Annotated in this window: 28 protein-coding genes, 1 tRNA gene and 1 other annotated feature; of the genes, 16 read left to right on the top strand and 13 right to left on the bottom strand. The window is 41.5% G+C overall.

What is annotated here, in order from left to right; genetic code table 11:
• Positions 1-252: 252 nt before the first annotated feature.
• Positions 253-471, top strand: coding sequence for a hypothetical protein (locus HWQ58_RS09285; protein ID WP_292860724.1), 219 nt, complete (start codon positions 253-255; stop codon positions 469-471).
• A 6-nt stretch (positions 472-477) separates the two neighbouring features.
• Here the strand turns inward: HWQ58_RS09285 and HWQ58_RS09280 are convergent, their stop codons facing one another.
• The 3 genes from HWQ58_RS09280 to HWQ58_RS09270 all read right to left on the bottom strand — a co-directional run bounded on the left by HWQ58_RS09280 (position 478) and on the right by HWQ58_RS09270 (position 2,188).
• The gene (locus HWQ58_RS09280) at positions 478-804 is read right to left on the bottom strand and encodes a DUF3140 domain-containing protein (protein WP_292860721.1); all 327 of its coding nucleotides are present in this window, start codon (positions 802-804) and stop codon (positions 478-480) included.
• Positions 805-813: 9 nt separating this feature from the next.
• The gene (locus HWQ58_RS09275; RefSeq protein WP_292860718.1) at positions 814-921 is read right to left on the bottom strand and encodes an HVA1 family protein; all 108 of its coding nucleotides are present in this window, start codon (positions 919-921) and stop codon (positions 814-816) included.
• 208 nt (positions 922-1,129) lie between these two features.
• Complete coding sequence (locus tag HWQ58_RS09270; RefSeq protein ID WP_292860715.1) at positions 1,130-2,188, bottom strand: glycosyltransferase family 2 protein; 1,059 nt, start codon at positions 2,186-2,188, stop codon at positions 1,130-1,132.
• Positions 2,189-2,342: 154 nt separating this feature from the next.
• Between HWQ58_RS09270 and rplS the strand changes: the two genes are divergently transcribed.
• The 9 genes from rplS to HWQ58_RS09225 all read left to right on the top strand — a co-directional run bounded on the left by rplS (position 2,343) and on the right by HWQ58_RS09225 (position 8,157).
• Positions 2,343-2,705, top strand: a complete 363-nt coding sequence (gene rplS / locus HWQ58_RS09265) for a 50S ribosomal protein L19 (protein WP_292860712.1) — start codon at positions 2,343-2,345, stop codon at positions 2,703-2,705.
• A gap of 154 nt (positions 2,706-2,859) precedes the next feature.
• A tRNA-Trp gene (locus HWQ58_RS09260) sits at positions 2,860-2,932 on the top strand.
• A 189-nt stretch (positions 2,933-3,121) separates the two neighbouring features.
• The gene (secE, locus tag HWQ58_RS09255) at positions 3,122-3,343 is read left to right on the top strand and encodes a preprotein translocase subunit SecE (RefSeq protein ID WP_292780076.1); all 222 of its coding nucleotides are present in this window, start codon (positions 3,122-3,124) and stop codon (positions 3,341-3,343) included.
• The gene (nusG, locus tag HWQ58_RS09250) at positions 3,343-3,993 is read left to right on the top strand and encodes a transcription termination/antitermination protein NusG (RefSeq protein WP_292860709.1); all 651 of its coding nucleotides are present in this window, start codon (positions 3,343-3,345) and stop codon (positions 3,991-3,993) included. The genes secE and nusG overlap by 1 nt, the downstream gene beginning before the upstream one ends.
• A 6-nt stretch (positions 3,994-3,999) precedes the next feature.
• The gene (gene rplK / locus HWQ58_RS09245) at positions 4,000-4,425 is read left to right on the top strand and encodes a 50S ribosomal protein L11 (RefSeq protein WP_094348918.1); all 426 of its coding nucleotides are present in this window, start codon (positions 4,000-4,002) and stop codon (positions 4,423-4,425) included.
• Positions 4,426-4,586: 161 nt separating this feature from the next.
• Entirely contained in the window at positions 4,587-5,300 is a 714-nt protein-coding gene (rplA, locus tag HWQ58_RS09240) for a 50S ribosomal protein L1 (protein WP_292860706.1), read from the top strand.
• A gap of 63 nt (positions 5,301-5,363) precedes the next feature.
• Positions 5,364-5,530, top strand: a sequence feature (ribosomal protein L10 leader region).
• Between the two features lie 63 nt (positions 5,531-5,593).
• Positions 5,594-6,208 carry a 50S ribosomal protein L10 gene (rplJ, locus tag HWQ58_RS09235; protein ID WP_292860703.1) on the top strand — a complete coding sequence of 205 codons (615 nt, stop codon included), beginning with the start codon at positions 5,594-5,596 and terminating at the stop codon, positions 6,206-6,208.
• 93 nt (positions 6,209-6,301) lie between these two features.
• Complete coding sequence (gene rplL / locus HWQ58_RS09230) at positions 6,302-6,691, top strand: 50S ribosomal protein L7/L12 (protein ID WP_292860700.1); 390 nt, start codon at positions 6,302-6,304, stop codon at positions 6,689-6,691.
• A gap of 188 nt (positions 6,692-6,879) precedes the next feature.
• Complete coding sequence (locus HWQ58_RS09225; RefSeq protein ID WP_292860697.1) at positions 6,880-8,157, top strand: hypothetical protein; 1,278 nt, start codon at positions 6,880-6,882, stop codon at positions 8,155-8,157.
• A 135-nt stretch (positions 8,158-8,292) separates the two neighbouring features.
• Here HWQ58_RS09225 and HWQ58_RS09220 read toward each other — a convergent pair whose 3' ends face one another.
• Together HWQ58_RS09220 and HWQ58_RS09215 are read right to left on the bottom strand one after the other, a co-directional pair.
• Positions 8,293-9,168: a prohibitin family protein gene (locus HWQ58_RS09220; RefSeq protein ID WP_292860694.1), complete on the bottom strand. Its 876-nt coding sequence runs from the start codon at positions 9,166-9,168 to the stop codon at positions 8,293-8,295.
• Positions 9,169-9,387: 219 nt separating this feature from the next.
• Positions 9,388-11,436 carry an elongation factor G gene (locus HWQ58_RS09215; protein WP_292860691.1) on the bottom strand — a complete coding sequence of 683 codons (2,049 nt, stop codon included), beginning with the start codon at positions 11,434-11,436 and terminating at the stop codon, positions 9,388-9,390.
• Between the two features lie 408 nt (positions 11,437-11,844).
• Between HWQ58_RS09215 and HWQ58_RS09210 the strand changes: the two genes are divergently transcribed.
• From HWQ58_RS09210 to HWQ58_RS09200, 3 genes are all read left to right on the top strand, one after another.
• The gene (locus HWQ58_RS09210; protein WP_292860689.1) at positions 11,845-12,765 is read left to right on the top strand and encodes a tetratricopeptide repeat protein; all 921 of its coding nucleotides are present in this window, start codon (positions 11,845-11,847) and stop codon (positions 12,763-12,765) included.
• An 81-nt stretch (positions 12,766-12,846) separates the two neighbouring features.
• Entirely contained in the window at positions 12,847-13,401 is a 555-nt protein-coding gene (locus tag HWQ58_RS09205) for a phosphate-starvation-inducible PsiE family protein (RefSeq protein WP_292860686.1), read from the top strand.
• Positions 13,402-13,634: 233 nt separating this feature from the next.
• A complete protein-coding gene (locus HWQ58_RS09200; RefSeq protein ID WP_229500796.1) occupies positions 13,635-13,880 on the top strand; it encodes a hypothetical protein in 246 nt (81 codons plus the stop codon).
• 136 nt (positions 13,881-14,016) lie between these two features.
• On the opposite strand, the gene HWQ58_RS09195 is transcribed toward HWQ58_RS09200, so the two are convergent.
• The 4 genes from HWQ58_RS09195 to HWQ58_RS09180 form a co-directional block, all read right to left on the bottom strand.
• Positions 14,017-14,880, bottom strand: coding sequence for an Rpn family recombination-promoting nuclease/putative transposase (locus tag HWQ58_RS09195; protein ID WP_292860683.1), 864 nt, complete (start codon positions 14,878-14,880; stop codon positions 14,017-14,019).
• 125 nt (positions 14,881-15,005) lie between these two features.
• Positions 15,006-15,935 carry a methylenetetrahydrofolate reductase gene (locus HWQ58_RS09190; protein ID WP_292860680.1) on the bottom strand — a complete coding sequence of 310 codons (930 nt, stop codon included), beginning with the start codon at positions 15,933-15,935 and terminating at the stop codon, positions 15,006-15,008.
• 57 nt (positions 15,936-15,992) lie between these two features.
• Positions 15,993-17,003: a tryptophan--tRNA ligase gene (trpS, locus tag HWQ58_RS09185; protein WP_292860677.1), complete on the bottom strand. Its 1,011-nt coding sequence runs from the start codon at positions 17,001-17,003 to the stop codon at positions 15,993-15,995.
• A 185-nt stretch (positions 17,004-17,188) separates the two neighbouring features.
• Positions 17,189-17,398 (bottom strand): hypothetical protein, encoded by a 210-nt coding sequence (locus HWQ58_RS09180; RefSeq protein ID WP_292860674.1) that lies wholly within the window; start codon positions 17,396-17,398, stop codon positions 17,189-17,191.
• Between HWQ58_RS09180 and HWQ58_RS09175 the strand changes: the two genes are divergently transcribed.
• On the top strand, positions 17,388-18,338 hold the full coding sequence (locus tag HWQ58_RS09175) for an acyl-CoA desaturase (RefSeq protein ID WP_366837640.1): 951 nt from the start codon (positions 17,388-17,390) through the stop codon (positions 18,336-18,338). The two genes, HWQ58_RS09180 and HWQ58_RS09175, sit on opposite strands and share 11 nt — an antisense overlap.
• Before the next feature lie 172 nt (positions 18,339-18,510).
• Here HWQ58_RS09175 and HWQ58_RS09170 read toward each other — a convergent pair whose 3' ends face one another.
• The gene (locus tag HWQ58_RS09170) at positions 18,511-19,644 is read right to left on the bottom strand and encodes a class I SAM-dependent methyltransferase (RefSeq protein ID WP_292860668.1); all 1,134 of its coding nucleotides are present in this window, start codon (positions 19,642-19,644) and stop codon (positions 18,511-18,513) included.
• Between the two features lie 140 nt (positions 19,645-19,784).
• Between HWQ58_RS09170 and HWQ58_RS09165 the strand changes: the two genes are divergently transcribed.
• Positions 19,785-19,907, top strand: coding sequence for a DUF4070 domain-containing protein (locus HWQ58_RS09165; RefSeq protein ID WP_366837631.1), 123 nt, complete (start codon positions 19,785-19,787; stop codon positions 19,905-19,907).
• Positions 19,908-19,968: 61 nt separating this feature from the next.
• Here the strand turns inward: HWQ58_RS09165 and HWQ58_RS09160 are convergent, their stop codons facing one another.
• Positions 19,969-20,835, bottom strand: a complete 867-nt coding sequence (locus HWQ58_RS09160; protein WP_292860666.1) for a calcium-binding protein — start codon at positions 20,833-20,835, stop codon at positions 19,969-19,971.
• A 117-nt stretch (positions 20,836-20,952) separates the two neighbouring features.
• On the bottom strand, positions 20,953-22,212 hold the full coding sequence (locus tag HWQ58_RS09155) for a glycosyltransferase family 4 protein (protein WP_292860663.1): 1,260 nt from the start codon (positions 22,210-22,212) through the stop codon (positions 20,953-20,955).
• 151 nt (positions 22,213-22,363) lie between these two features.
• Between HWQ58_RS09155 and HWQ58_RS09150 the strand changes: the two genes are divergently transcribed.
• Positions 22,364-23,098: a DUF429 domain-containing protein gene (locus HWQ58_RS09150; RefSeq protein WP_292860727.1), complete on the top strand. Its 735-nt coding sequence runs from the start codon at positions 22,364-22,366 to the stop codon at positions 23,096-23,098.
• Positions 23,099-23,186: 88 nt separating this feature from the next.
• On the opposite strand, the gene HWQ58_RS09145 is transcribed toward HWQ58_RS09150, so the two are convergent.
• Positions 23,187-25,103: a calcium-binding protein gene (locus HWQ58_RS09145; RefSeq protein ID WP_292860660.1), complete on the bottom strand. Its 1,917-nt coding sequence runs from the start codon at positions 25,101-25,103 to the stop codon at positions 23,187-23,189.
• Positions 25,104-26,016 lie beyond the last annotated feature (913 nt).

Genomic DNA, 26,016 nt, shown 5'->3' with positions numbered 1-26,016 from the left:
ACTCATCTTTGCACTCACTACTTTTATCGTAAGCGATTATCCGGACATGATATCACGCGGGTGTTAACCTCTTGATTTTTTGTGAGTCTACGATCGCAGCTACCAGTTTGGCAGGATCGGCTGGTTTTGCAATATGGAGTTAAAATCCGGCTGTAAAAACCTGTTTTTGTGTGGTTTCTGCGGCGTAAACACTTAGTACAGCATTTCTTTAATTCGTAGCAAATTAAAGAAAGGCAATACGTTGCAATGCCAATGCATCCCAATACAATGTTAATGCGTCCCTCTGCAATGCCAATGCATCCCAATACAATGCCAATGCGTCCCTCTGCAATGACAATGTATTCCGATACAATGCCAATGCATCCCCTTGCAATGCCAATGCATCCCTCTACATTAAAAATGCTATGCTTTTACGCAAAACTGTACTTAGGGCGATCGCGGGAATTTACCAACCTAAATGGCGGACTATAAGGTACTTTACTTCAGCGGGTCGTGTCCCCAATTCTTCAAAGAATAACACCAGCGTGTGTGTTCCAAATCACCCGATGGCTGCTGTGCAAGATGACGGTGGACGTAACTAATAACTTTCTTCATGTGCGAAAGATCGTCGTTGGTGTAATCATCCTTTCTCTGCAATAGCTGGATGATACGCCGTCCAGATTTATGACCGATTGACTCATCGTCGCCATCCTTTTGCCCAACAGTTTGTGACTCATCCGTATCTAACCAAGACTCTAGTTCTTTAGGTGTCATATTGACAACTTGATGAAACTCGTCAATCACCCCTTTAACATCTTTACTCATGACTAAGCATTACTCCTCTACTTTCTTAAGAGCATCAGGTTTATAAGCAACTTGTTTTCCTGTCTTATCGGTTTCAACTAAGTGCTCAGGGTTATCTTGACTTGCAGCAATCACCATCTTAGATGGCCACCTAAAGTTTGTGCAATCGGGTACTTCGACACAAGTCAGCCCCTTCTGGTGCGTCCGCTACGCGAACGGGGAAGTCAAAAGTCAAAAGTCAAAAGTCAAAAGTCAATTACACTGGGGGTTATTATCATGATGGAACCGTGGCAACTTTGAATAATTTCGCTGCGACAAATCTAGTAGTTGGTAGTAACGTCCTCGTCTAGCACTGAGAGTTCGACTGGGCGTTCACGGGCAAGTCCACCACTCGCTCAGAATTTAATTCTAAGTTATGAAGACTGGCGCTTTTATTCTGGGCATTTTGCCAGACATCATAATACAACTCAATCAATACAAGTTTACGAATCTGAGAATTGTTTCCCTGAGAGCGGCGTGATGAAACAGCAGTTAGCAAAAACTTCCAAGACCGAGGAGAAAGTATAGATGGATCTATCATTGAAAGAAAACTCTTGAGATTTTTTTGCTTCAGTGCGACTAAAATCCAATGGAGTCTTAGGTAATTTTTTATATCCTGAAAGACAGGAATCTTTGAGCGATGTTGCTCATTTACCAAGGCGTAAATTTTCTCCTTCATCAAAATATTTGTCGCCAACCGCCGAGACAAAGAAAACTTTTGATTATATGCACCCGGCCAGATAGTACGGTAAGCAAGACACTGGTTGAAGAAAATAGCATCGCCAAACTGAGCAATCCGAATCCAGGAATCTATGTCATCACAGTTAGCATCAAGTGTAGAGTCCCAACCACCACTTTGCAGGAAAGCATCACGTCGACAAGCTACTTGTACAGGTGTGCCAAAGGGTACAAGCTCTAAAAGCATCCCGTAGTGAATATCGGCTTGTGGGATATAAAAAGCTAAACCGGGGCCAACTTGGGGGGTGCGAGATAGTTCAACTTCATTGCCATCCACCTGAGCCGCCACACAAGAGCAGATTACAGCATCAAGACGAAGTGCGATCGCTTTTGCCATCTCTTCTATGCAGTTAGGCGCTAAATAGTCATCATCATCTAAGAACTTAATCCAGTCGCCGCTAGCTTTGGCAACTCCAGCATTTACCGTTGCTGCATGACCAAGGTTCACTTCGTTACGATGGTAAACAATCTTGTCCCCTAAGCTTTTAACATAGGTTTGGGTGTCATCAGAAGAACAATCGTCAGCTACAACCACCTCGCACTCGATTGTTTGGTTACGAGCCGAATCAATTGCTCTTTGCAGCAAATTCAAGCGATTATAGGTACTGATGACGATGCTAAATTTCATAAATTTTTCCTTTGTAGTACGGTATTTTGCAATATAGCTTCGATATGCAGGCTGTTGTATCAGTACAATTATCAATCCTAACAAGTAGACTGAAATAGGATTATCGATTTATCATTGATGATCGTGAGTTTTTTTTAAGCAGACACCAAAGACTATGAACGCTCAAGAGATTATCCGCTCCATTGAAGCGGAACAGATAAAACCGAATCTGCCCGACATTTATGTGGGCGACACTGTAAAAGTGGGAGTGAAAATCAAGGAAGGCGAAAAATACCGCGTACAACCCTACGAGGGAGTAGTAATTGCCAAGCGCAATGGCGGCATCAACGAAACTATTACAGTTCGTAAGGTTTTTCAAGGCGTTGGCGTTGAGCGGGTATTTCTGTTGCATTCTCCCCGGATTGACAGCATTAAAGTGTTACGTCGCGGTAAAGTGCGCCGTGCTAAACTATATTATCTCCGCGATCGCGTAGGTAAGGCAACCCGGATCAAACAACGGTTTGACCGCCCTTTGTGATTAGTCCCGCAAAAATATGGGAGAAATCTCTTTTCTGCAAGCGGCATCTGCCGCTAACTTGTCTTCAAGGGCAAAACTAAGGTATGATGTAAATCGCATATTGCGTTAAACTGAAATTTAGTTCAGCGCAATCACTGAATCAAAAACAGCTTGTGCGCTCTTAGTTCAGTTGGTAGAACGCAGGTCTCCAAAACCTGATGTCGGGGGTTCAAGTCCTCCAGGGCGCGCTCAAAAGCAAAAAAAACAAAGCCCGAAATAATTACGCAGCTGCTAATATAGCAGTTAGCGCTAATAATTTCGGGTAAACTTATTGTATTTGTAGTTGTTTTGCTTCCAGTAAGTAAAATAGAGTCGAAACTGCAAACCTAGATGACAATTAAACAGGATCTAGTATAAGAAACGGGAGATAAACGGTCGTGGCCAAAAAAAGTGAAGCAGAATTGCCAGAAACCGCAAATGGGTTTAGCTTTGGCAACTTCATCCAGGGAACCAAAGAAGAACTTGAAAAAGTAGTTTGGCCCAGTCGGAAACAGATAGTGAGCGAATCCGCCGCTGTGTTGTTAATGGTGGCACTGTCCGCATCTTTGATATACTTGGTCGATGGATTGTTTCATTGGGCAGCAAAACAGGTGTTCTAATGAGTTTTGCAACAGATGAACCACGCAACTCAATGTTGCAGTCAGAAGAAACAGCAGAAGCAACAGAAGCAGCAGAAGCAGCATCAAAAGAAGCACGCTGGTATGCAGTACAAGTAGCTTCAGGTTGTGAAAAGCGTGTAAAGACGAACTTAGAGCAACGCATTCAAACTTTTGATGTCGCTGACAAAATTATCCAGGTAGAAATTCCGCAGACGCCAGCGGTGAAAATCCGTAAAGATGGCAGTCGCCAGCATACAGAAGAAAAAGTTTTCCCTGGTTATGTGCTGGTGCGAATGATGATGGATGATGATACTTGGCAGGTGGTACGCAACACCTCTCATGTAATTAACTTTGTCGGTTCCGAACAAAAACGTGGTAGCAGCAAGGGTCGCGGTCATGTCAACCCCATACCACTGAGTTCTTCAGAAGTTGAACGCATATTCAAACAAACCAACGAACAAGAAGCTGTTGTCAAAATTGACATGGCTACTGGTGATAAGATAATGGTGCTTTCTGGTCCATTTAAAGACTTTGAAGGCGAGGTAATTGAAGTCTCTCCAGAGCGGAGTAAACTTAAAGCCTTGCTCTCAATTTTCGGCAGGGATACACCAGTAGAATTGGAATTTAATCAGGTAGAGAAACAGAGTTAAATACAAATGGCGAAGAAAGTAGTGGCGGTCATTAAACTGGCCCTGAATGCTGGAAAAGCCAACCCAGCACCGCCAGTTGGGCCCGCCTTGGGTCAACATGGTGTCAACATCATGATGTTTTGTAAAGAGTACAACGCCAAAACAGCAGATCAAGCTGGAATGGTAATACCTGTAGAAATTTCGGTTTTTGAAGACCGGAGTTTTACATTTGTACTCAAAACGCCACCCGCATCAGTGCTGATTCGGAAGGCGGCGAAAGTTGAAAAAGGCTCAAATGAACCCAACAAAAAGAAAGTTGGGTCAATTACCAAAGCACAATTGCAAGAAATAGCCCAAACCAAACTCCCCGACCTCAACGCCAACGATATCGACGCAGCAATGAAGATTGTGGCAGGAACGGCTAAAAATATGGGTGTAACAGTTACGGATTAGTCATTGATTATCGGTCATTAGTCATTGGTAACTGACGAAGGATAAATGACAGTCATTAGTCATTAGTCATTGGTAACTGACGAAAGACAAAGGACAAAGGACAAATAACTAAAAATTATCGGGGGAGAGGCGAGGCTTCGGAATTACCCCAGGAGAATAAAATGCCAAAAATATCGCGTCGTTTGCAGGGTCTGCAAGCAAAAGTAGAAGACAAGGACTATAATCCCCTAGAGGCTTTAGCCCTTCTTAAAGACACAGCAACAGCTAAATTTACTGAAGCTGCTGAAGCGCATATCCGGTTGGGAATTGACCCCAAGTATACAGACCAACAGTTGCGGACAACGGTAGCACTGCCCAAAGGTACAGGACAAATCGTCCGGGTGGCGGTGATAGCCAGAGGCGAAAAGGTAAATGAAGCGAGCAACGCTGGTGCTGATTTAGTTGGGTCAGAAGAACTGATTGACGAAATCCAGAAAGGTAGACTGGATTTTGACAAGCTGATTGCCACACCCGATGTGATGCCACAGGTGGCAAAGCTGGGTAAGTTGCTTGGACCGCGTGGTTTGATGCCATCGCCCAAGGGTGGAACTGTAACATTTGACTTAGCAGGTGCGATCGCAGAATTCAAAGCAGGTAAATTAGAATTCCGGGCCGATCGAACTGGTATTGTCCATGTTATGTTTGGTAAGACAACCTTCTCGCCTGAAGATTTGTTAGTCAACCTGAAGGCATTGCAGGAGACGATTGACCGTAACCGTCCTTCAGGAGCTAAAGGTCGTTATTGGCGCACATTTTATGTGTCAGCCACAATGGGGCCATCAATAAAAGTTGATATCAGTGCTCTACGAGATTTGAAACTGAGCCAAGCAGGTTAATTGTTAGTCATTAGTCATTAGTCATTTGTAAAGGCAAAGGACAAATGACAAGAGACAAATGACAAAATTAAATAGGCAAAGCCGGAGACAGCAGGTGCTAATAACTTAATATCCTGCCGAGGTTAAAACTCTAATTGTCAGAATTACCACCAAAAATGTGTGATAACTATGGCGTTAAGAGTCTTACTACTCAACCCCGGCTATATTAGCTGGGGTTTGTTGTTTGGGTTCAGGTTGAGAAAAAAAGTACAAAAAGGGCACTTCCCCGATTGTTTTAAGGAGGTGAGATTGGAATGGGTAGAACACTAGAAAATAAAAAAGAAATAGTAGCTGACCTCAAAGAAACTTTGAGTGAGTCAACTCTGGCACTGGTAATTGATTATCAAGGGCTAACAGTTTCGGAAATCACAGACTTACGGCGGCGGCTGCGTCCCAGTGGCACTGTTTGTAAAGTGACGAAGAACACTTTAATGGGCATTGCCATTAAAGACGATGAAAAATGGCAACCTCTGTCGGAATTACTCAACGGTGCTTCCGCCTTTTTGCTGGTAAAAGAAGATTTTTCATCGGCAATTAAGGCATACCAAGAATTCCAGAAAGTCACCAAAAAGACAGAACTTCGTGGTGGTGTACTGGAAGGTCGCCTACTCAAAGAACCTGATGTCAAGGTACTAGGAGACTTGCCATCTAAGGAACAACTCATCGCACAAATTGCTGGGGCTATCAATTCCTTGGCTACCAAGATTGCTGTGGGTATTAACGAAGTTCCTGGTTCACTGGCTCGTGCTTTGCAGGCTGTAGCCGACCAAGAGCAAAGTGGTGGTAGCACCGAAACTGCTGCTGTCCAAGATAGTACTGCCGAAACCGCTGCTGAAGCTGATAGTAGCACTGAAACTGCTGCTGAATAGACTTCGTGGTTCATCAGTCAAAAGTCAAAAGTCTATAGTTAAAGACCAATGACCCATGACAAATAAATAATCAAAATTACAGGAGTTATATCAATGTCTGCTGCAACCGATAACATTTTAGAACAACTAAAAACTCTTTCTTTGCTGGAAGCTTCTGAATTAGTCAAGCAAATTGAAGAAGCTTTTGGCGTTAGTGCTGCTGCACCTGTTGGCGTAGCCTTTGCAGGTCCTGGTGCTGCTGCTGCTCCTGCTGAAGAAGCTGTTGAGCAAACTGAGTTTGAAGTCATTCTCGAATCAGTCCCAGCTGATAAGAAGATTGCTGTGCTGAAGATTGTCCGGGAATTGACTGGTTTGGGTCTGAAAGAAGCTAAAGACTTGGTGGAAGCTGCGCCCAAGGCAGTTAAAGAAGGTGTTGCTAAGGATGCCGCTGAAGATGCTAAGAAGCGCATCGAAGAAGCTGGCGGTAAGGTGACTGTTAAGTAATCACAATTCTATTACCAGTTTTTTATTAAGGAGCCTAAGTTAGGCTCCTTTTTTTTCATATAAAGTTAGTTGCCTTTGTTTCAAAAGTTCATATTATTTTTCTGGTTTTTGCTAATTTAATGTAAGGTCGAAGTTATACTCAAGGTAGTTTAACAGGTGGTATAAAGACTATTTTAGAGTAATAAAACATGGTTCAACTTGGTGAAGTTTTTGGCATAGCAACATCTATACCCAAATATACCTATGTAGATCGAGCTAGTTTAGATAAAACATTTAAATACTTGCTCAGTCGTGACCAACATATAGTTATTCACGGTGCATCGAAGCAAGGAAAAACAATTCTTTGTAAGAAGAATTTACTAGAATACCAGTGTCTGCCTGTTCGATGTGGTTCTAATCCGACTCTTGAGAAAATCTATCTTGAAATATTAAGGCTGTTGGGTACTCATATTCCTACAGAAATTACAAAGAGTTTTACTCTTGGGGCTGAAGGAAAAGCAAAGGCTTCCGTAGGATTTAAAGTACCATTTATGGGGTCTGGGACAGGTGAGCTTGAAGGAGCTAGTAATCTCGAAAAAAGCTCAGAGAATGTATATGAATTAGTAGGTGTGAATTCAGATAGCCTTGGATATATTGCCGAGGAAATTAAAAAGTCTAATAAAAAGGTGGTCATTGAAGACTTTCATTATTTACCTGATGTAGAGAAAAGACGATTGGCTTTTGATTTAAAAGCTTTATGGGATAATTCTGTATTCTTTATAGTTATTGGAATTTGGGCAGATCAAAACCTACTTACTTACTATAATGGTGATTTAAGTGGAAGAGTTAGTGAAATAGATGTTCAATGGAATAACGCCGAATTAGAAGAAGTACTCAGAAAAGGTGAAGAAGTTTTAAATTTTTCCTTTGTAGATAGTATTAGACAGGGAATTTTAAATGATGCTAATCAAAATGTTGGTTTACTACAAAGAATAGCTGAAAAATATTGCTTTGAAGCCGATATACTAGAAAACTTGAAACAAACACATGCTGTAAAAGACGTTATAAAAGACTTGCAAGCACTCCATAGATGTCGAAAAGTTATTTGTAATGAAGAATCGGTTCGTTACCGTCAGTTTAACGAGTCAGTTAGTCGTGGTTTTAGGGGTTCAGATGCAAGTGAACTAAAAGTATATCAACGTATTGTTCGTGTTTGTATCGAAGCATCTGATTCTGAGCTTTGCAATGGTTTACACCGTGACGAAATAATGACTCGCATTAATAAATCAGAGCCACAGGTTAGATTATCAGATTTGTCTGCTGCTTTAAATAGGCTCGACAAACTGCAAGCAGACCGTAGTATCTCACCGCTAATTCTCTCATTTAACCCTGATTCTCGAAAAGTACAGCTGGTAGATCGCGAACTTTTGTTCTACCGCAAATATGGCAACCCTAGATGGTCATGGGAGGAAATAGACAATCGATAATGAGCAAATTTATATTAAACCAGATCAAGAGCATCTGCTAAAGACGATCGCCAAACCAACGGGTGTAAGTGAAGCAGAGATGATTTGAAAAGCCATTGACCCGATGAAAAAATTTTAAGGCTTTGAGGTTCCTGTTTATGGCTGGATCATAATAGGCACTGCGCCTTTTTCAGAACCAATAATTACCAGCTTAGAATTATTAGATTGAGCTAGCTTTTCTGTGGCTTCAATCGCTCGTAATTGTAGCACCTGGTTACTAAGTCCACCAGAGATAATTTTTTGAGAATCAGCTATACCTCGCGCTTCAATACGCTTTCGTTCTGCCTCTTGACGCTCTTTCTCTAAAACAAATTTCATCTGCTGATTTTCTTGCTCTGTCTTGAGTCTGTTTTGAATTGCAGCTTGTAGAGTATCAGGCATTTTGACGTTTCGTAAAAGAGCTTCCTCAACGATGAAACCCAAAGTGGGTATCTCCTGGGTGAGTTGTTGGTCAATTTTTTGGGCGATTTCTTGGCGTTTGGTAGAGTAAATAGCGCTGGCTGGGTAGTTTGCCGTGATGGCGCGGACAGTAGAGCGGAATCTGGAAATTACCAGTTGTGTTTCATCAGTTCCAATTGTTTTATATACTGTAGCTGCCTTTTGCGGATCGAGCTTGTACTGAAGACTGACATCAAGATTTAAGCTCAAACCTTCTTGGGATGTCACATCTACATTTTCCTTTACATCCTTAAGGCGAGTAGAAAAATTCAGCACCTTGCTAAAGGGGTTAAGCAAGTGGACACCAGGATTAAGAGTAGTTTCAGAAACCTCACCAAAGAAATTGACGACACCGACGTTACCAGGTGGGACAATCACCAAAAGCCTAGAAAAAGAATTTAGTACTGCAATGCTGCCAATCAATATCATAATTCCACGTATTGCTAAACGTGCCTTTTCATCAGATATCTTATCTGTATTGAGATAGACGAGAATTGCAATTAGGCTAGTTACAAGAGAGACTATAAAGCCCATGAGTTTTTTGTGTGTAGTTAAGACGAATATGCTTAATCACATAATTCCCAAACGCTTTTATAAAACTAATACCATTTCACACAAGTTAGAGATTTACAAATCCTTTTACAGATTAAAAAAGATTCCCGACTTTTCTCAGAAGTCAGGAATTTCAGCCTTGGAGCGATGCCTACGACAGGCATTGCCTACGCTACTCTACAATTAATTCAAAATCTAAAATTACTTGCCGTTGCCGTTACCACTATTGCCATTGCTGTGAATGACACGTTCGGCAAGCTTTTCTGGGACTTCCTGGAGATGGTCATATTCCCAGTGGAAGGAACCAACGCCAAGAGTGAGCGATCGCAGCTCTACAATAAAGTTTTGCATCTCTGCTTGTGGCAAGTATGCAGAGACATTATCCCAGCCTTGCCAATCGTTTCTCCCCTCATAGCCTAAAATTTGCCCCCGTCTACCACTCAATAGTTGCAACACTTTGGAGGTAAATTCGCTCGGTGTTGTCACTTCCACCCGCAAAATTGGTTCTAACAGGGTAGGTTCTGCTTGGGGTATCCCTGTTTGCATTGCCAATCGAGCAGCTTGCTTAAATGCTTGTTCTGAACTGTCAACGTTGTGATACGAACCATTAGTCAGAGTTACCGCCACATCCACTATTGGGAAGCCCAAAGGCCCGTGTGTCAAAAATTCCCGTACGCCCATTTCTACGCCGGGAATGTACTGTTTAGGAACCACGCCACCGACAATAGTTTCATTAAAGTTAAAACCTGTACCGCGTGGTAGGGGCTTGATTTCGAGAAAAACATCACCAAACTGTCCGTGACCACCGCTTTGATGTTTGTAGCGTCCATGAACTGAAGCTACTGTTTTGCGGATGGTTTCTTTGTAAGGTACTTGCGGTAAGTGGGTTGTCATCGGCAAGTTATATTTGCGGCGCAGTCTGTCTAGGGTAACTTGCAAATGAATCTCGCCTTGACCCCAAAGAATTACTTCGTGGGTGTCGCCGTGTTGTTCCCAAGCAAGTGAGCAGTCTTCTTCTAACAACTTGGTAATAGCACTGCTGAGTTTCACTTCATCGTTGCGCTTTTCTGGTGTAATGGCGAGGGCATACACTGGTTCCAACTGTACAGCTTTGGGTAATTTGATTGCCGACTGCTGTTCTATAGAGATTGTATCGCCTGTCTTGATTCCTTCTAAACGGCTCAATGCGACAATTTCACCGGCACTAACTTGGTTAACTGACTGCTGTTGTTGTCCCATGAGGCGGTAAATTCCACCAGTGCGAATGCCATTGAGGACAATGCCATCAGTTAATTTGCCCCGCCAAACACGCACCAGAGAAAGTTTACCACCTTGGGGAGTGTAGTAAGTTTTTAATACCTGCGCTAGAGGTTTATCACCTTTGATGTTTTTTAAACGACGTTCTGCTGTGGTTTCTGGTTCGGGCGCTTCTCGTAACAAGGCTTCTAATAGAGGTCTAACACCATAATCTTGTTCTGCCACACCAAAGAAAACGGGCACTACCAAATCTGCCCCTAATTCCATTTTTAAATCTTTAAGGATTTCTTCTTGGGATGGTTCGATGTCTTCTAAAAGTTCTTCGAGTAAATGGTCGTCAAAATTTGCTAGGGCTTCGAGCATTTCAGCCCGTGCTGTATGTTCTTCTTCTTTTAAACTTTCGGGGAAGGGAATGGGATCGGCAGGTGCGCCTGGATGATATTGATATGCCTGTTCGCTCACCATATCAATAAAGCCGGTAAGTTGTTCCCCGTTCATGATGGGATATTGATGCGCTACCAGGGGACGGCTAGATACTGCTTTCAGGGCGTGTAACGTTTCTAGGACGTGAATATTTGCCCGATCCATTTTGTTGACGAAGACGAGGTGGGGAATTTCCCAATCGTCCAGGAATTTAAATAGAGGGGCTAGGGTAAGAACGCGATCGCGGATGGGTTCGCAAACTACAATTGCTGCATCCACTCCGATTAAAGCATTGTACGTTTCTTGGGCAAATTCTATACTTCCCGGACAGTCAATAAAAGTGAAGCGAATGCCATTATACTCAGTGCTAGCGGCGCTGACTTCTACACTCATCTGGCGATCGCGCGACTCGGCAGCACTATCTCCCACTGTATTGCTGTCCTTAACACTCCCTTTGCGGGAAATTGCCCCTGTGACAAATAACAAGCTTTCTAGTAAAGTGGTTTTTCCACTTAAATAAGGCCCAACAATTGCAACATTCCGCGAACCCGATTTTACTTTTTCGTTCATAAAACCCCCCTTGCGGTAAGTCTTTTATAACCGCATGATTCTGTATATATCAAGGGTTAAAGAAGAATCCAGAAGTCAGAATTCAGGATTCAGAATCAAGACAGTAGCAAGTCTGCAAGCGTCTTAAACTGATTTATTCATTCACCAGTCGTACAGAATTCATTCTAAATTCTGACTTCTGACTCCTAAATTCTATTTGATAAAAGATGGTTCTCTGGAGTCAAAATTACCCCTTCTTTAATTCGTTATTATCCTCCCTTTAATCGAAAGTTATAAAAATTGTAGCCTGTCGTAAGATTTAGCTTAAGAAAAATTAAGTATCACAAATTTTTATCCCAAATCAAAAACTTTTGTAAAAAGCTTTTGATCAAGTAAATTTAACTGAAAGTGTTGCGAGTCAGAAAATCAATGAGATTATCATTCTTTAAATATCACATAGCAGGGTTGCTAAGTTTGATGCTAGTTGTTAGCATTTCCTTCCCCTCTCTTGCTCTATCTCCTCCTGTGACCTCAAAACTGTCACAATCTAATGCTAAAACTGCTGTAGACTGGTTAAATCAAGGCTTACAAGCAATTCAGGCGGGAAAGGTACAAAATGCGATCGCCGCTTTTAAACAAGCAGCTAAATTAGATCCGACATTAGCACCAGCACACTATAATCTAGGGCTAGCACTCCGACAAACCGGACAATTACAACCCTCTGCGGATGCATTTTATGGAGCGACGCAAGCCGATCCGAAATTTGCTCCAGCTTTTGCTAATTTAGGCGGAGCGTTATTAGAAGGGAATAATTTAAAGTTAGCTAACGATTATTTACAACGCGCTTTAGAACTCGATCCCAAACTCGGATTTGCCCACTATAACTTGGGATTAGTGCGAGAACAGCAACGAAATTGCGAACAAGCGATCGCATCTTTTAAAAAAGCCGTAGAATATAGCAAAAATGCACCAGAACCTCCTTACCATATAGGGATGTGTTATCTCCAGCAAGGTAAACTCGATCGAGCTAGAAGTGCATTTTATCAGGCATTAAAAATTAATCCCAAGTATCCAGAAGCTTACTACAATATCGGCTCGATTTTTTTTCAACAAAGTAAATTACAAGAGGCATTAGAGGCTTTTAGAAAATCAGCCGAAGCTAACTCTAACTATCCCAACGCTTATTATGGTGCTGGGTTAGTTTTTATCCAGTTACAGCAATATGGCGATGCAGTACAAGTATTGCAATTTGCTAGAGATTTATACAATGCTCAAAAAAATCCTCAGTGGGCGAAAAACGCCGAGCAATTGTTGCAACAAGCACAAAATTTAAATTACCAACCTCGCTGAGGCGGAAAAACTTAATATTGCATAACATAAAACTATTGGGTTGACTCGCTGGTGTTGTCTGAACTTGTCCCGATTGGAAAAATGTACATGCAAAAGCGCCAGAAAAGTCGATTTTTATTTAGCGATCGCTGGCTTGATCGGCACTCAATTGTTCGCAATATGGAAGCCTTTCAAGACTTAATTGTGATTGTTTTGTGTTTGGGTTTGTTCGCCGTCATGCTAATCCAATTGTGGGGGATAGCTATCGCCCTCATGCAGCCACTAGACTATAAACATGTGACTGCAAAAATACTATTTGTGTTGATTTTAGTCGAGTTATTTCGACTATTAATGGTCTATTTGCAAGAACATAGTATCTCTGTAGGAGTGGCAGTTGAAGTAACAATTGTATCTCTACTGCGAGAGGTAGTAGTTCACGGAGCGCTGGAAATTTCTTGGGTTAATACGCTTGCAATTTGTGGTTTGTTGTTTGTTCTGGGTGGACTACTGGTGGTATGTGCTAAAACGCCACACATGGATTGTATGAGCGCTAACACTAAGTTTTGTCCGATTGTCTATAGAGGAGGTAGAGAACGGCAAAACGAGTTGGAATTACAGTATTCACGTCAATCTGATGAGAATCAACCGCTTGGATAAATTGTTATGAAAATGGGGAGTGGGGAGTGGAGAGTGGTGAAAAAGTATTTTGCTACTCTCCACTCTTTTGTTTGAGACTGGATCAGGAACTTGAATGGCTCTAAAATCTAAAAGGGTATAACCTACTTTTGCAAGGTACTTACGACGTATTGAAATATACTCTTTTTGGAAGATGAATCGCTCTTTAAGGGTGAGTATAACGTTAATTAGAAATCCTAAAAGAGGTTCAAGCAATGGCTACAAATACAGGTAACGGACAATCTCAAACAGCGATTAGCGACTTGGAGTATGATTTTGTCACCGTTTTGCAGAACAAGGCTGAAGCCGTTAAAGCTTACGATACCTACATCAAAGATGCAGAAAAAGTAGGTTCTCAACCTTGTGTAGAGTTGTTCCAAAAATTGCGACAATCTGATATTGAACACGCACAAGAAATTCGCCAACATTTACAACAAGTGCTGCAACACGGTAAAATGTAACCTAGGTTTTAAGTTCGTAGGCGTAAGCTTGTCGTAGACATCGCTTCTGGTTTAGCTAAAACAAAAAGAGGCGATGTCTATGACAGACTATTTTGCGTCGCACTTGCTGATTAAACTTAGACGCAAGCACCGCCCACTATTCGATAGACTGATTCTGGGCTGCTTGTTCTACTTGCGCCACCGTTAAATCGAGAGCCACCGCCACTTGCTCTACACTCAATCCCAATGCCAACAATCGGGGAATAGCTTCTAACTTAGCTTCCTGGCGACCTTGCTGGCGACCTTCCTGGCGACCTTGCTGGCGACCTTCCTGGCGACCTTGCTGGCGACCTTCTTCTAAGCCGTCTTCCTTGATTGATTGATACATCCGTGTTTTTTTAAATTCGTCGTCTATACCCAACATTTCTGCTAACTCCTCTCGGCTTAACTGGGTAAATTTGTACAACAGAATAGTCTCTATCAATTCTACAATTTGCTTGGTGGTAGATTCATCTGCCAGTTGTTGCCTTGCTTGTAAAATCAATTCTCTACCTTTGTCAACGGCTGTCTCTTCTCTTTCGATAATTAATTTAACGATCGCAACTTGAAGTGAGTTCTCTGTCGAATCTAATTCATCTAGATAAATGCGTTGCACTTGTGAACTGTCTAGCAGCAATTGATATGGTAGTCGATCGTTTGGATCTAAACTTCGTTGCGGATAGATGACAACAGCACGCCAAAAATTGACTGATTCGTTTTGACGTAAGTAAAGGAAGATTTCGGCAAAGAAGCGTCTATAGAAAGTCGGGTCTAATTGAAACTGGATTTCAACAAAGTAGAGGGGTTGGTTTGTGGTTTCACTTGTGGGGATAAATACTCCATCAATCCTAAAAGCAGTTTCTTTTAGTTCGATTGAAACAAATTGATATGCATTGACATTGACAGTCGTCTCGCCAATTATTGCAAAAAAGATGCTAGGGAAAGTTTGAAATAAGCTATAAAATATTTTATCAGTTTGCACCTGGATTTAGTAAAGCTAAAATTGGATATTCAAAATTTATCAAAAATAGTGTAAATGCGTCTATTTCAGCATAAAAAAGCAGATGTTTGTTCCCATCTGCTTTAATAAAAAATTTGTTATCTCCTTTACATAGATACCAACTGATTAACTGGAGCAATCCCAGCCAAATCTAAAATTGGCGCGATCGCATCTTCACGCTTCACTGCCATCATGTGGACACCTTGACATAATTGCCGCGCTATCTGCACTTGCTCGGCAGCAATTTTTATCCCTTCCTCAAAAGGGTCTTTGGCTTTTGCCAATCTATCAATAATATGTTGGGGAATATCTACACCCGGAACACATCTATTAATAAACTGGGCATTTTTTGCTGATTTCAACAGAAATATTCCTGCCAAAATTGGTTTTTTATAACCAGCAGCAATGGTATCCATAAACTTTTCTAGCCGCTCAAAATCGGTAATCAACTGACTTTGAAAAAACTGCGCTCCAGCTTCGATTTTGCGTTCAAATCGACTTTGCAAACCCGACCAACTTTTACATTGCGGATCTACTGCTGCACCAACAAATAAATCTAACGCTCCATCAGTCAAGGGTTTTTCATTGCAATCAACGCCTTGATTCATCTTCCGAATCAGTTGCAGCAGTCGCACAGCTTCCAAATCAAACACTGCTTTGGCATCTGGATGATCGCCTGCTTTTACTGCGTCGCCAGTCAAAGCTAAAATGTTATTTATGCCTAAAGCATGAGCGCCCATCAAGTCAGCTTGTAAACTAATGCGGTTGCGATCACGGCAAGCAATTTGACAAATCGGCTCTATGCCGTTCTGTGACAAAATCACCGATGCGATTAACGAAGACATCCGTAACACGGCGCGGCTACCATCAGTAACATTGACGGCATGAACTCTCCCCTTAAGAGTCGCCGCCATTTGAATCATGTGCGCTGGATCTCCCCCTTTCGGCGGTGCTACTTCGGCGGTAACTAGAAATTCTCCTGCTTGTACAGCTCTACGAAAGTCATTAAAGGCTGTGGGGCTGTGGGTGTGATACATAACATTAAGGTTTCAATTTCTTAAATGGTATAACAAATCACACCTAAAGGTGAAAACTTATAGAGGAAGAGAGTAGCCTAAAGCCGTTTTGACTTGTGATAAAGTTTGATTTGCGATCGCCCTAGCTTTTTCCCCTCCATCCCGTAACACAGACTCCAAATAGCCTTTATCACCCGTTATCGCCTGATATTTTTCTTGAATTGGTTTCAGGGAGTCAATAATTGTGTCTGTCAATAATGGCTTAAATTGTCCCCAACCCATATCTTGACACTCAACTGCAACATCTTCCTTTTTCTTTCCAGAAAGCAATGTATAGAGCGTTAACAAATTATTACACTCTGGACGCGCTGGATCGTCAAAAGTCAGCCCACGAATGGGATCGGTTTTACAACGCTTAATCTTGTATTGAATCTGTTCTGGTGAATCTAGCAAACTGATCCAGCTTAACTCTGAGGGATCAGACTTGGACATTTTGCGTGTACCGTCTGCCAAACTCATCACCCTTGCCCCTTCCTTGCGAATCAAAGGGTCTGGTAACTTCAGAACTGGCTGATCTGGTTTACCAAATTGGTGATTTAACCGAGCTGCAATATCCCGTGTCAATTCCAAGTGTTGCTTTTGGTCTTCACCCACTGGCACTTTATCCGCTTGGTAAAGCAAAATATCAGCTGCCATTAGCACAGGGTAATCCAACAAGCCTGCACTGACATTTTCTCCCTGCTTGACAGCTTTTTCCTTGAACTGGATCATATCTTGCAGCCAGTTTAGAGGTGTAATGCAGTTGAGCAACCAGGTGAGTTCACTGTGGGCCGAAACGTGGGATTGTACAAAGATAGTGGAGTGATTTAAATCAAGACCACAAGCTAGATAGAGAGCAACAAGGGTGTAGGTATCAGCTGCCAACTTTTTTGGGTCGTGTGGCACTGTAATCGCGTGCAAATCAGCTACAAAAAGGTAATTTTCGTATTCGCTCTGACCTTCTACCCAGTTGCGAATGGCTCCCAAGTAGTTACCTAGATGGTAATTGCCGGTTGGTTGAATTCCAGAAAGAACACGTTGCTTGCCCATAAATTTCAACTTAGTTATCTCAAATCTGCGCTATGTAAAGTAGCGATGTCTGGCGACAAGTCGCTTGCGCCTATGCAAAACTCATTTAATTTTGACATTTTCCAGGTCAACTGGCCGTTGTGGGATGAGAGATTTTAACTCAACTCGGATTGCTATAGAAACTCTTCACGAAGGAAAACGACAACTTAGTGTGTTAACAACAGCTTGTAGCGACTGTCTTGAATGTTAAGTGCGATCGCAAAAGAAAAAGCTGTAAATAAAAAGTCGAGGCATTGGTATTCTAGGTCGATACAATCGCATAGCGAATTGTGCCAAGATGTCCCTGTGGTGTTAACGCTGACAACGGTGGGCGTTTTCCTGTCCGCAAGCTTCACTGCGGCGAAGATGTGGTGCATTTTTATTTTGAAGCTTAAGGACGTTAGAAGACTAATGAAGCAGTACTCTCAGCTCACGATTATTTCTTACATAGTAGGCCCTACTTTGATCGTGGTGAGTCATTTAGGATCACTACTCATTATTGTTACTGGCTTATCGTCGGGTGCTGTCTTGTGGGCCGTGTTGTTATATATAATACGAATGCTTGCAACTACTGGCATCTATCATAGGCTACTTACCCACAAGAGCTACCAGGCTCCAACCTCAGTTCTATGCGTTGGAAGCATCGTGGCTGCTTCAGCCGGACAGATGGGGCCAAGTTGGTGGAAAGCTCACCACATGGATCATCATCAATGCTCAGACCAGGAAAAAGATCCTCATTCTCCCTATATGCCTTTCAAGGGAATCAAAGGATTCTGGTGGTCTCAAGCTGGATGGCTATTCTCCCCACAGTTTTTTCCCTCGAAGCTTCCCACCGATGTTGAGAGTAATGTGGTTTTGAAGATTGTTGACCGTTTGCACTTCATTCCCACCGTTGCTCTTGGTGCGCTCTCGTACTACATTGGTGGAGTTGAATATCTCGGCGCTTTTTTCCTCAGCACGACTGTCCTCTTCCACGGTGTCGCTACCGTCAACTCACTCAGCCACATACTGGGCGAACAACCGTTCATAACCAACGACTACAGTCGGAACCATTGGCTCGTAGCATTTCTGACCTTGGGTGAAGGCTGGCATAATCTTCATCATGCATTCCAGTGGTCAGCCCGGCATGGCATAACCGTGCGAGAGGGTCAGGTTGCCTATCTTCCAGACCCAACATTTTGGTTCATCAAAATCCTTGAGTTTTTGAAGCTAGCGTCAAAGATTAGAGTACCTTCTGAACCAGAACTTCTCACTCGCGCCAGAAACCGCAACTGTCAGAACTCAGTTTTCAAGGCGGAAGCGGAGACATCTATTTGATATTCTGGTTGACAGATTGCTCAGAAGAAAAGTCTGTTCCTTGCCTTCTCAGTCAAGAATCCAAATATTTAACAGAATGAAGATGTTTTTGTCAAGAAGGCATCTTCAGCCAGTTAAATAAGGACAGGCAGGATGTCCATCCTCTAGCAGGTGAAACATTAGCTTTGTCCGGTTAAGCATGAACCATTAAAAATTGACCATTACCATTATATTCTCCATCACAACTAGCAAAATTACGAATAAACCATATCAAATAAAACCTCCATATCCGGCGAAACTTGGCATAGTCCATGCCATAGTTTAATGTTTTTATTGTTGCCTGGTTGTCGTCAAAATTTTGTAACCAGTTACTTAGTGTTTTAGAGTAATTAGAGCCATTAAGATACCATCTTTGAATTGTTTTGAGGTCTTGTTTATGGCTTGGAACTGCATCGTAATTCCAGTACCGACCGTGTGGAAAAATATATTTGTGAGTGTAAACGCTGGACATATTGTTAGGGATGCGGACTGTGATGATGTGAATTAAAACTTTGCCATCATCCTTCAGAAACGAAGCTAATTTTTTAAAGGCTCCCGTTAAGTTACCAACATGACAAAAAACACCAATCGAGAGGATTTTATCAAACTTCGTCTCGAAATTTGCATTATTCAAATCACCTTCATATAGGGTAAACCGATCTGAACTGAGATAACTCTCAGGATCTTGCATTTTGTGGCGGATATATTCACATTGCTCGTGGCTCAAATTAAGACCCGTAAACTTGACATTGGGGAACTTAGAAAGAATGTAATTAGGAACACATCCCCACCCGCACCCAAAGTCTAAGATATTGTCTCCGTCCTTGATGTCTAGCTTTTCAATCACACCATCAATCATGTGCATCTGGGATTGCTCAAGGTTTAATGCTCCTTTTTCCCACAATCCCATGCTGTACTTAGGATAAATGAGTTTCCCGTCCCCTAACATAGTATTCAGCATGGCTTGAGGCAAGTCGTACTGAATTTTCATTAGTTCCCGTGATCCTACTGCGAGATGATCAGTTTCTTTTAATACCCATTCATACGGTGCCAGGAGGGATGGGAAATACTGAAAGAAAATTGGCATACAGGTATCGAAAAGCGATTCTAGAACGGAATCAGGAACTTCTAATCCGTTGATATAAGCCTCTGCCACTGCCATCTGAACTGTGTTAACTACCTCAACCGCCCCACGAGTTGCTTGGTATGCTAATGGACTTTTAATATTTATATCTCCCACAATAGGGATATACTTTTCTATTTCTTGCAGCAGGGTACTAGCAGTCATAGTCATACTCCTAAACAAGCATTAAAATCATGCAACATGAGTATAATAATTAATTAGATTTTTTGAGTTTTTTAACACCAAAATGTAAGAACTTGTAACATACATTTAGGAATATTTATCTCCAAGGCACCTGACGCCACTTGAACTTGATAAAAGGTAAGCATACCAAGGGCAAACGTCCTATAACTTGGCATGAACTGCGTTTATTTCCGATAATTGTTTGGCGTCAGGGTGTTGTTCGCTCAACTCGTTTCCGTTTCTAGTGGCAGTTGGTTGCGATCGCCCTTCAAAAACCGTATTTATTGTATGATTACCTCGTAGTATTCACCTTTCTGCTAAACCCACCTGTCCTCCAATTAACCCTAGAAATCCAGTTCCAGAGTGCTGAATCTCCAAAAAACTTGCTTGATCGGGTGAAGTTTTGTAAATTCGGAATGTCTTCATAATTCCCAAGGTTGCAGCACTTTCTAGAGGCCCAACAAAGCTAATATCCCGGTCGAGAAAATAAGTTTGATTAGCCCAATGAGTCATCTGATTTGCATTTAAAAAGTAGCAGCCTGCATGAGGGTTAAAGGCACGACGAAAGGTAATTGGTGTATTCAGAATTGTACCCTTGAGTTCCTGTTGATCCTGCACATTTTGAAAGGGAGTAGTTACTCGCAAAGCTAAATCCCCATCAATGTAAGCTTTATGAACCAAACCGTGGGGCGAAACTTCATAACGATTTGGCTGGAGCAAATTTAAATCACCCGCTTGTTGGGTAAACCAATTTAATTTTATAAAAAACCAAGGGTCATAAATAATTAGGTCATCTTCCAGAAAGCAGTAATAATCATACTGACCGAGACAACTTTGCAAAACAGCTTGGCACTCAAACCCCAAAAGCAGAGGTTCTGCATTGCTAGAATGATGCCTATATAAATGGGATGGTAAGGAGAGCTGATTCAGAAGATGATTATCTTTGGTTGTACAAATAACAATATCTAGTTCATGGGACTGGGGTTGGTTAGCAGGGAAAGCTAGTCGTTGAGCAATATCGATGATCCGTTGAGATTTGCCAAATAATTGGTGTAAGGCGGTAAGGCTTTTAGTTAACGCCTGCAAGCGGGGTTGTGGGTCTTTGCGTTGGGAAGCATGACGACCCTCACCGCTAGGTTTGAAAAAATGGGCAATGGTAAAAATAATTCGCATTTTAAATATCGCTTTTATATTTTTCTGTCATTAGTCATTTGTCCTTTGTTCTTTGTGCTTTGTTGGTTGTAACTCATGACTAATGACTAATGACCAATGACTAATGATTAATGTCATCTAATTTCTGCCAAATCCTTTAGAACTTGGACGCTTTTTCAAACTATTAGAACTTTTTCCAGCAAACATCCATTGCAAATGCTGTGGTAACAGTTTCGCTAAATCATAACGCTTGATAATTGTCTCTCGCGCATTCGCACGAATCGTTTTCATCTCCTGAGGATAATTCAGCGCCTCTTCAACCCGATTAGCAATATTCTGGGGAGAAAAGAAATCTACCAGCAGTCCATTCACCCCATCCTGTACAACTTCTAATACTGGCGGAGTCTTAGAAGCTATTAGTAAACATCCTGCTGCCATTACTTCTAACATTGACCAGGATAATACAAAAGGACGGGTTAAATAAACATGGGCAGAAGAAGCTTGCAAAACCTGAAGGTACTCATTGTAAGGAAGCCTATCTGTAAAGTACAGCCTCGATAAATCCAAAGGTAATTTTTCTAGCATTAATTGTTTATAAGTCTGACCATCGGGGAGATTTTTACCATAAGCAACCCGATCTTCTCCCACGACTACTACATGGCACTTAGGTCGTCGTTGCTGAAGTAGCGCTACCGTTTCCATAAACTGCGGAAAACCTCTATAAGGTTCCATTCCCCGTCCTACATAAGTTACCAACTCTTCCACATGGGAAAGATCCAGATTTATTCTTGGTAAAACTAACTTTGCGCCTGGTTTGGGAACAAAATAATTGGTATCAACACCATCATGAATTACAGTGAGTTTGCTATGATATTCTTTGGGAAACTGCTGACGCTGCCAATTGGTCGGAGAAAGACCGCGATCGCAGCTATATAAATCAGTTAAAATCGGTGCATTTTTGACCCTGATGCGGCATTCATCATCAACATTCAGCGGATCGTTGGGATCGAAATCTGCATCGGAACCGTGAGCATGATAAAACCACTCAAAATAACACAATAATTCTGCTTTTGGGAAAACATCTTTCATAAATAAAGTCGGCCCCCAACCAGAATGACCATAAACTATATCTGGAAAGAAACCCTCAGCTTTTAATTTTTCTGCCACGCGATAGACAGCCTGAGCAGTGAGAACAGCATTTTCCAAATTACGAACGTAGTGGTGAGTTTGAGGCGCCGCTTCACGAGAAGGAGTATAAATAGCTTTAAAAACGCCAGGTATTTCCCCTTCCTGACGATTTGTCCCAAAGACGACTTGGCAATTAGGATCTTTACCTAAAACTGTCGCTAGATTGCGAAATTGTGAAGGAAAATTGGGATGTAAAAATAAAATTTTCATTGGAATAATCTTGATTGACTTATTGCCAGATAAATTAAATTAAGACAAGCTGCTTAAGATTATAAGATTATTTATCAGAATTTTTAGCAAGTAAATTTAGGTAAATGGTTGCCCGAAAATGCGAAAATAATCGCAAATTCGTGTTATGACCATGAAATTTATTGGCATTGATTTAGGGTGGCGATCGCAACCAAGTGGACTGTGCTGCTTAGAATGGGTAGATGGACAACTACAATTGCTCGCTCTAGACCGCAAAGATGCCATTGCAGACATCCTCATTTGGATTGATCAAAGCGTACAAGCAGACGAACCAGCCATTATTGCCGTAGATGCACCTACCCTCATACCCAACGCTAACGGGAGTCGGCTCCCTGATAAACTCAGCCACAAATACTTTGGTAAATATCATGCGGGATGCTACCCAGCTAATCAAAACCTACCCTTCGCAGAGCGCACCATCAACTTCGGTTTAGAATTAGAATCACGCGGTTTTGCACACGCCCCCACCATTGAACCGCAAAAACTCAGCAGATATCAAATAGAAGTCTTTCCCCACCCAGCAATTGTTAATCTATTCAACTTAGAACGCATCCTCAAATACAAAAAAGGACGCCTCAATGAGCGCCGCCTAGAACTAATTAAACTCCAAAATTATCTTCTTGATATCCTCCCTTCTCTTTCTCCTGCTCTGCGTCCTCTGCGCCTCTGCGGTTCGTTTCCTTCCGAAATTCTCACCACAGGCGCAACCCTCAAAGCAGTTGAAGATAAACTAGATAGCTTAATTTGCGCTTATGTTGCTGCTTATTGGTGGTATTGGGGACAAGAACGTAATTTGGTATTAGGCGATCGCACCACTGGCTACATTGTCATCCCTCAAAGAATTTGAGCAAAGGCTTCGTGTATGCTGCTTTAGAGTCCTTGCTGATGCTAAAAATAGCATTCCGCAAACCGTATCGCTTGGTAATGGCAGAGCACTAATCAGGAGCAAAAACCACAAAATTGTTGTTGGTTAGTGACAATCCAGCAGATAGTTGTGCAAATTGTACCTGAGTAAACCCAGATGCACTACCATCTTGGTCAAAGAACAATGCACCTGTAGCGCTGTTGTAAATAAATTGCTCTTCACTAGTGGTTGCAGATGTTCCGATTGTAAACTGACTTGCTGAAAGTGAACCTATTGATAAGCGACTTCCAAACTCATAAACCGATAGCTGAATCAATTCATTAGTAGCGTTGAAGTCATAAATAGTATCAACACCTTTGGTGTAATTATAGATAGTAAAGGTATCAGTACCGTTCCCACCTGTCAGGGTGTCATTGCCACCAGAGTAGCCCCCAGAGAGCGTATCGTTGCCATTGCTCCCAACAATGTTGTCATCGTAGGCTGTACCTCTAATATCTAATCGTTCGATATTTTTGTAGATAACTAGATTCGTGCCTGCTGTAATTGACCCAGTGTTAGTAGTAGTATTGAAATTCGTTGTGATTCTTTCGCTAACATAGGTGGAATCGGAATAGGCGTAATCGAAAGACAACAAATCATCATCTTTACCCCCATCGATCGTATCTTTGCCAGAAACGCCCAGATTGTTCGGGTCTTGGTCAGTATCGCCCCCAAAGATGGTATCGTTGCCATCGCCCCCAAAGAGCAAATTATTGCCTTTTGAGTTGTTAACATTCAAGTAATCATTACCGCTATCACCGTTGAGAATGTTATTACCTGTTGTATAACTAATATCCAAGGTATCGTTACCAGCATCACCATTGAGAGTGTTATTACCTGTTGTATAATTAGCATCCAAGATATCGTCATCAGCACCACCATTGAGGGTGTTATTGCCTGTGCCATAAAATCTACTAAAAATAAATGGGTCATAGTGGACGCCAGAAACGGAGAGATAATCGTTACCAGCGCCACCAGAAAGCAGATTATTACCTGTTGAATAATTAGCATTCAAGGTATCGTCACCAATATCACCGTTAAGAGTGTTATTCCCTGTTGAATAACTAGCGTCCAAGGTATCGTTACTAACACCACCGTTGAAGGTGTTATTGCCAAAGGTAGGATTGCCAAATGCAATTGAGCCTCCTCGTTGCTCGTGGTAGTCACCAGAAACGGAGAGATAATCATTTCCATCGCCACCAGAGATCAGGTTATTGTCCTCACCATCGATGAGAGTGTCATTGCCCACACCACCAATGAGAGTATCATTCCCGGCACCACCTCTCAAAAGGTCATTGCCACTTAAGCCGTCAATTTTGTCATTACCCCCCTGACCATTGATCACATCATTAGAGTTGTCAAAACCTGTAATATTGTTATTGAGGTCATTCAAAAAAGTAACAGTGTTCTTATTGAACAGGTTAGCTTGAGTGGAATTTGCATCAAACACATCAAAACTGTCAATGACACTAGTTTGCCCATCAAACAGGATATTACGCAAGTCTACAGTGGCTCCAGTAGATTTACTGAGGTTATCCAGGTTTTCCAAGGCAAAGTTTTGCAGGATAACTTTAGGCTTAACCTCATCATCAAAGTGGTTAAAGTAGTTTGCAAAGGTAATTTCCAGATTGTTGCCATTCTGGGTTAGCAGCATATTTTGGGCAGTTAAGCCATCGCCCTGGAAATTTAGAGTATCTACTTCAGCAATGACTGCTGCTGTTGGGTTTGTTCCTTTACCTACACCACCAAAATCGGTGATGATATCATTGGCGGGGTCGAAATAATCGTAATAAACAAATTCATCATTGCCACCGCCACCAGTTAGGGTGCTGTTGCCACCGGCACCATTTAGGGTGTCGTTGCCTGCTTTACCATTAATTGTGTCTGGGTAAGAACTAGAATTACCCATTAGGGCATCATTACCGTTGGTTCCAATGATATTTGCCATAACTTTTATCTACCTAAATCTAGCTTTTCAGTAACTTCAGTTCTTAACATAGAGTTTATTGCTATTTTTGGGCACAAAAATTAACCAATATTTTAAGTTTTTGCCATACTTATACCTTTCCCTTAAGTAACACTAATGTTTCTTAAAGATTCATCTAAAGAATGGCTTTAGTGTGACACTATCTAATTTATCTGAAAACTATCTAAGCCTTAAGCGCTGTACAAACTAATGAGCGTGTGTATTTAGGATAATCAGTCATTTCAGGTTAAATTAATTATTTTTGTTCAAGTAAAAATCAGTGAATAAGGATGATTAAAAAATCTCACAATTGAATGCCTAAAATTTATACTTGGTATTTGGTTTCTTGCCAGCGCTAAGTCCTACTAGAAGAGAAAACATTTAATTTTCGCTCAGGAAAACTTTTATACTCTCCTTGTGGGCAATTTTACGTATATGTTTACCTTGAGAATAGAGAACATTTAAATAATCCCAGATTTACTATATAATACTACTGTATTTACTTAGATATTTTTGCTTCAAGATGCATCTTTACAGATTCTTCACATTATTTGCTGATAAATTTACGTAAAAATATTTTGTTTGTAGTCCTTTGATAGTCAATCTTACTGAAGGCTATTAGAGATTGGTATAACATTTATAAACCAAGAAATCCGCGAGCGCAGACATTAGTACTTCTGGCTACAAAGCGCAGCTCAATCAAAACTTAAGAAGCTAACTTTTTTAAAAAGTAAAAAGATAATCCCCATAAATAAATTTAGAGGCTTCAAACCATTTTCTTTTGCTTTCTTTTGTTTTGTTCAGTGATTATTTTAGTTAAATCACATTTACCTTATAATTATATCATGTCCGGGTAATTAGTTACGATTAAACTCCAAATTGAATCCACCAGTGA

The sequence above is a fragment of the Nostoc sp. LPT genome, assembly GCF_017115165.1.
In the GTDB taxonomy this organism is placed as follows: domain Bacteria; phylum Cyanobacteriota; class Cyanobacteriia; order Cyanobacteriales; family Nostocaceae; genus Nostoc.
Note: the sequence above shows the minus strand (reverse complement) of the source record. Positions and strands in the feature narration are given on the sequence as shown.

Excerpts from the sequence above, each read along its gene's own strand:
- nusG (WP_292860709.1), top strand. The coding sequence starts at position 3,343 with ATGAGTTTTGCAACAGATGAACCACGCAACTCAATGTTGCAGTCAGAA.
- HWQ58_RS09275 (WP_292860718.1), bottom strand. The coding sequence starts at position 921 with ATGGTGATTGCTGCAAGTCAAGATAACCCTGAGCACTTAGTTGAAACC.
- HWQ58_RS09285 (WP_292860724.1), top strand. The coding sequence starts at position 253 with ATGCATCCCAATACAATGTTAATGCGTCCCTCTGCAATGCCAATGCAT.
- HWQ58_RS09270 (WP_292860715.1), bottom strand. The coding sequence starts at position 2,188 with ATGAAATTTAGCATCGTCATCAGTACCTATAATCGCTTGAATTTGCTG.
- rplS (WP_292860712.1), top strand. The coding sequence starts at position 2,343 with ATGAACGCTCAAGAGATTATCCGCTCCATTGAAGCGGAACAGATAAAA.
- trpS (WP_292860677.1), bottom strand. The coding sequence starts at position 17,003 with ATGGGCAAGCAACGTGTTCTTTCTGGAATTCAACCAACCGGCAATTAC.
- HWQ58_RS09180 (WP_292860674.1), bottom strand. The coding sequence starts at position 17,398 with ATGCACCACATCTTCGCCGCAGTGAAGCTTGCGGACAGGAAAACGCCC.
- HWQ58_RS09175 (WP_366837640.1), top strand. The coding sequence starts at position 17,388 with ATGTGGTGCATTTTTATTTTGAAGCTTAAGGACGTTAGAAGACTAATG.
- HWQ58_RS09225 (WP_292860697.1), top strand. The coding sequence starts at position 6,880 with ATGGTTCAACTTGGTGAAGTTTTTGGCATAGCAACATCTATACCCAAA.
- HWQ58_RS09280 (WP_292860721.1), bottom strand. The coding sequence starts at position 804 with ATGAGTAAAGATGTTAAAGGGGTGATTGACGAGTTTCATCAAGTTGTC.
- rplK (WP_094348918.1), top strand. The coding sequence starts at position 4,000 with ATGGCGAAGAAAGTAGTGGCGGTCATTAAACTGGCCCTGAATGCTGGA.
- rplJ (WP_292860703.1), top strand. The coding sequence starts at position 5,594 with ATGGGTAGAACACTAGAAAATAAAAAAGAAATAGTAGCTGACCTCAAA.
- HWQ58_RS09215 (WP_292860691.1), bottom strand. The coding sequence starts at position 11,436 with ATGAACGAAAAAGTAAAATCGGGTTCGCGGAATGTTGCAATTGTTGGG.
- HWQ58_RS09160 (WP_292860666.1), bottom strand. The coding sequence starts at position 20,835 with ATGCGAATTATTTTTACCATTGCCCATTTTTTCAAACCTAGCGGTGAG.
- HWQ58_RS09205 (WP_292860686.1), top strand. The coding sequence starts at position 12,847 with ATGTACATGCAAAAGCGCCAGAAAAGTCGATTTTTATTTAGCGATCGC.
- HWQ58_RS09170 (WP_292860668.1), bottom strand. The coding sequence starts at position 19,644 with ATGACTGCTAGTACCCTGCTGCAAGAAATAGAAAAGTATATCCCTATT.
- HWQ58_RS09190 (WP_292860680.1), bottom strand. The coding sequence starts at position 15,935 with ATGTATCACACCCACAGCCCCACAGCCTTTAATGACTTTCGTAGAGCT.
- HWQ58_RS09150 (WP_292860727.1), top strand. The coding sequence starts at position 22,364 with ATGAAATTTATTGGCATTGATTTAGGGTGGCGATCGCAACCAAGTGGA.
- rplL (WP_292860700.1), top strand. The coding sequence starts at position 6,302 with ATGTCTGCTGCAACCGATAACATTTTAGAACAACTAAAAACTCTTTCT.
- rplA (WP_292860706.1), top strand. The coding sequence starts at position 4,587 with ATGCCAAAAATATCGCGTCGTTTGCAGGGTCTGCAAGCAAAAGTAGAA.
- HWQ58_RS09145 (WP_292860660.1), bottom strand. The coding sequence starts at position 25,103 with ATGGCAAATATCATTGGAACCAACGGTAATGATGCCCTAATGGGTAAT.
- HWQ58_RS09155 (WP_292860663.1), bottom strand. The coding sequence starts at position 22,212 with ATGAAAATTTTATTTTTACATCCCAATTTTCCTTCACAATTTCGCAAT.
- HWQ58_RS09210 (WP_292860689.1), top strand. The coding sequence starts at position 11,845 with ATGAGATTATCATTCTTTAAATATCACATAGCAGGGTTGCTAAGTTTG.
- HWQ58_RS09200 (WP_229500796.1), top strand. The coding sequence starts at position 13,635 with ATGGCTACAAATACAGGTAACGGACAATCTCAAACAGCGATTAGCGAC.
- HWQ58_RS09220 (WP_292860694.1), bottom strand. The coding sequence starts at position 9,168 with ATGGGCTTTATAGTCTCTCTTGTAACTAGCCTAATTGCAATTCTCGTC.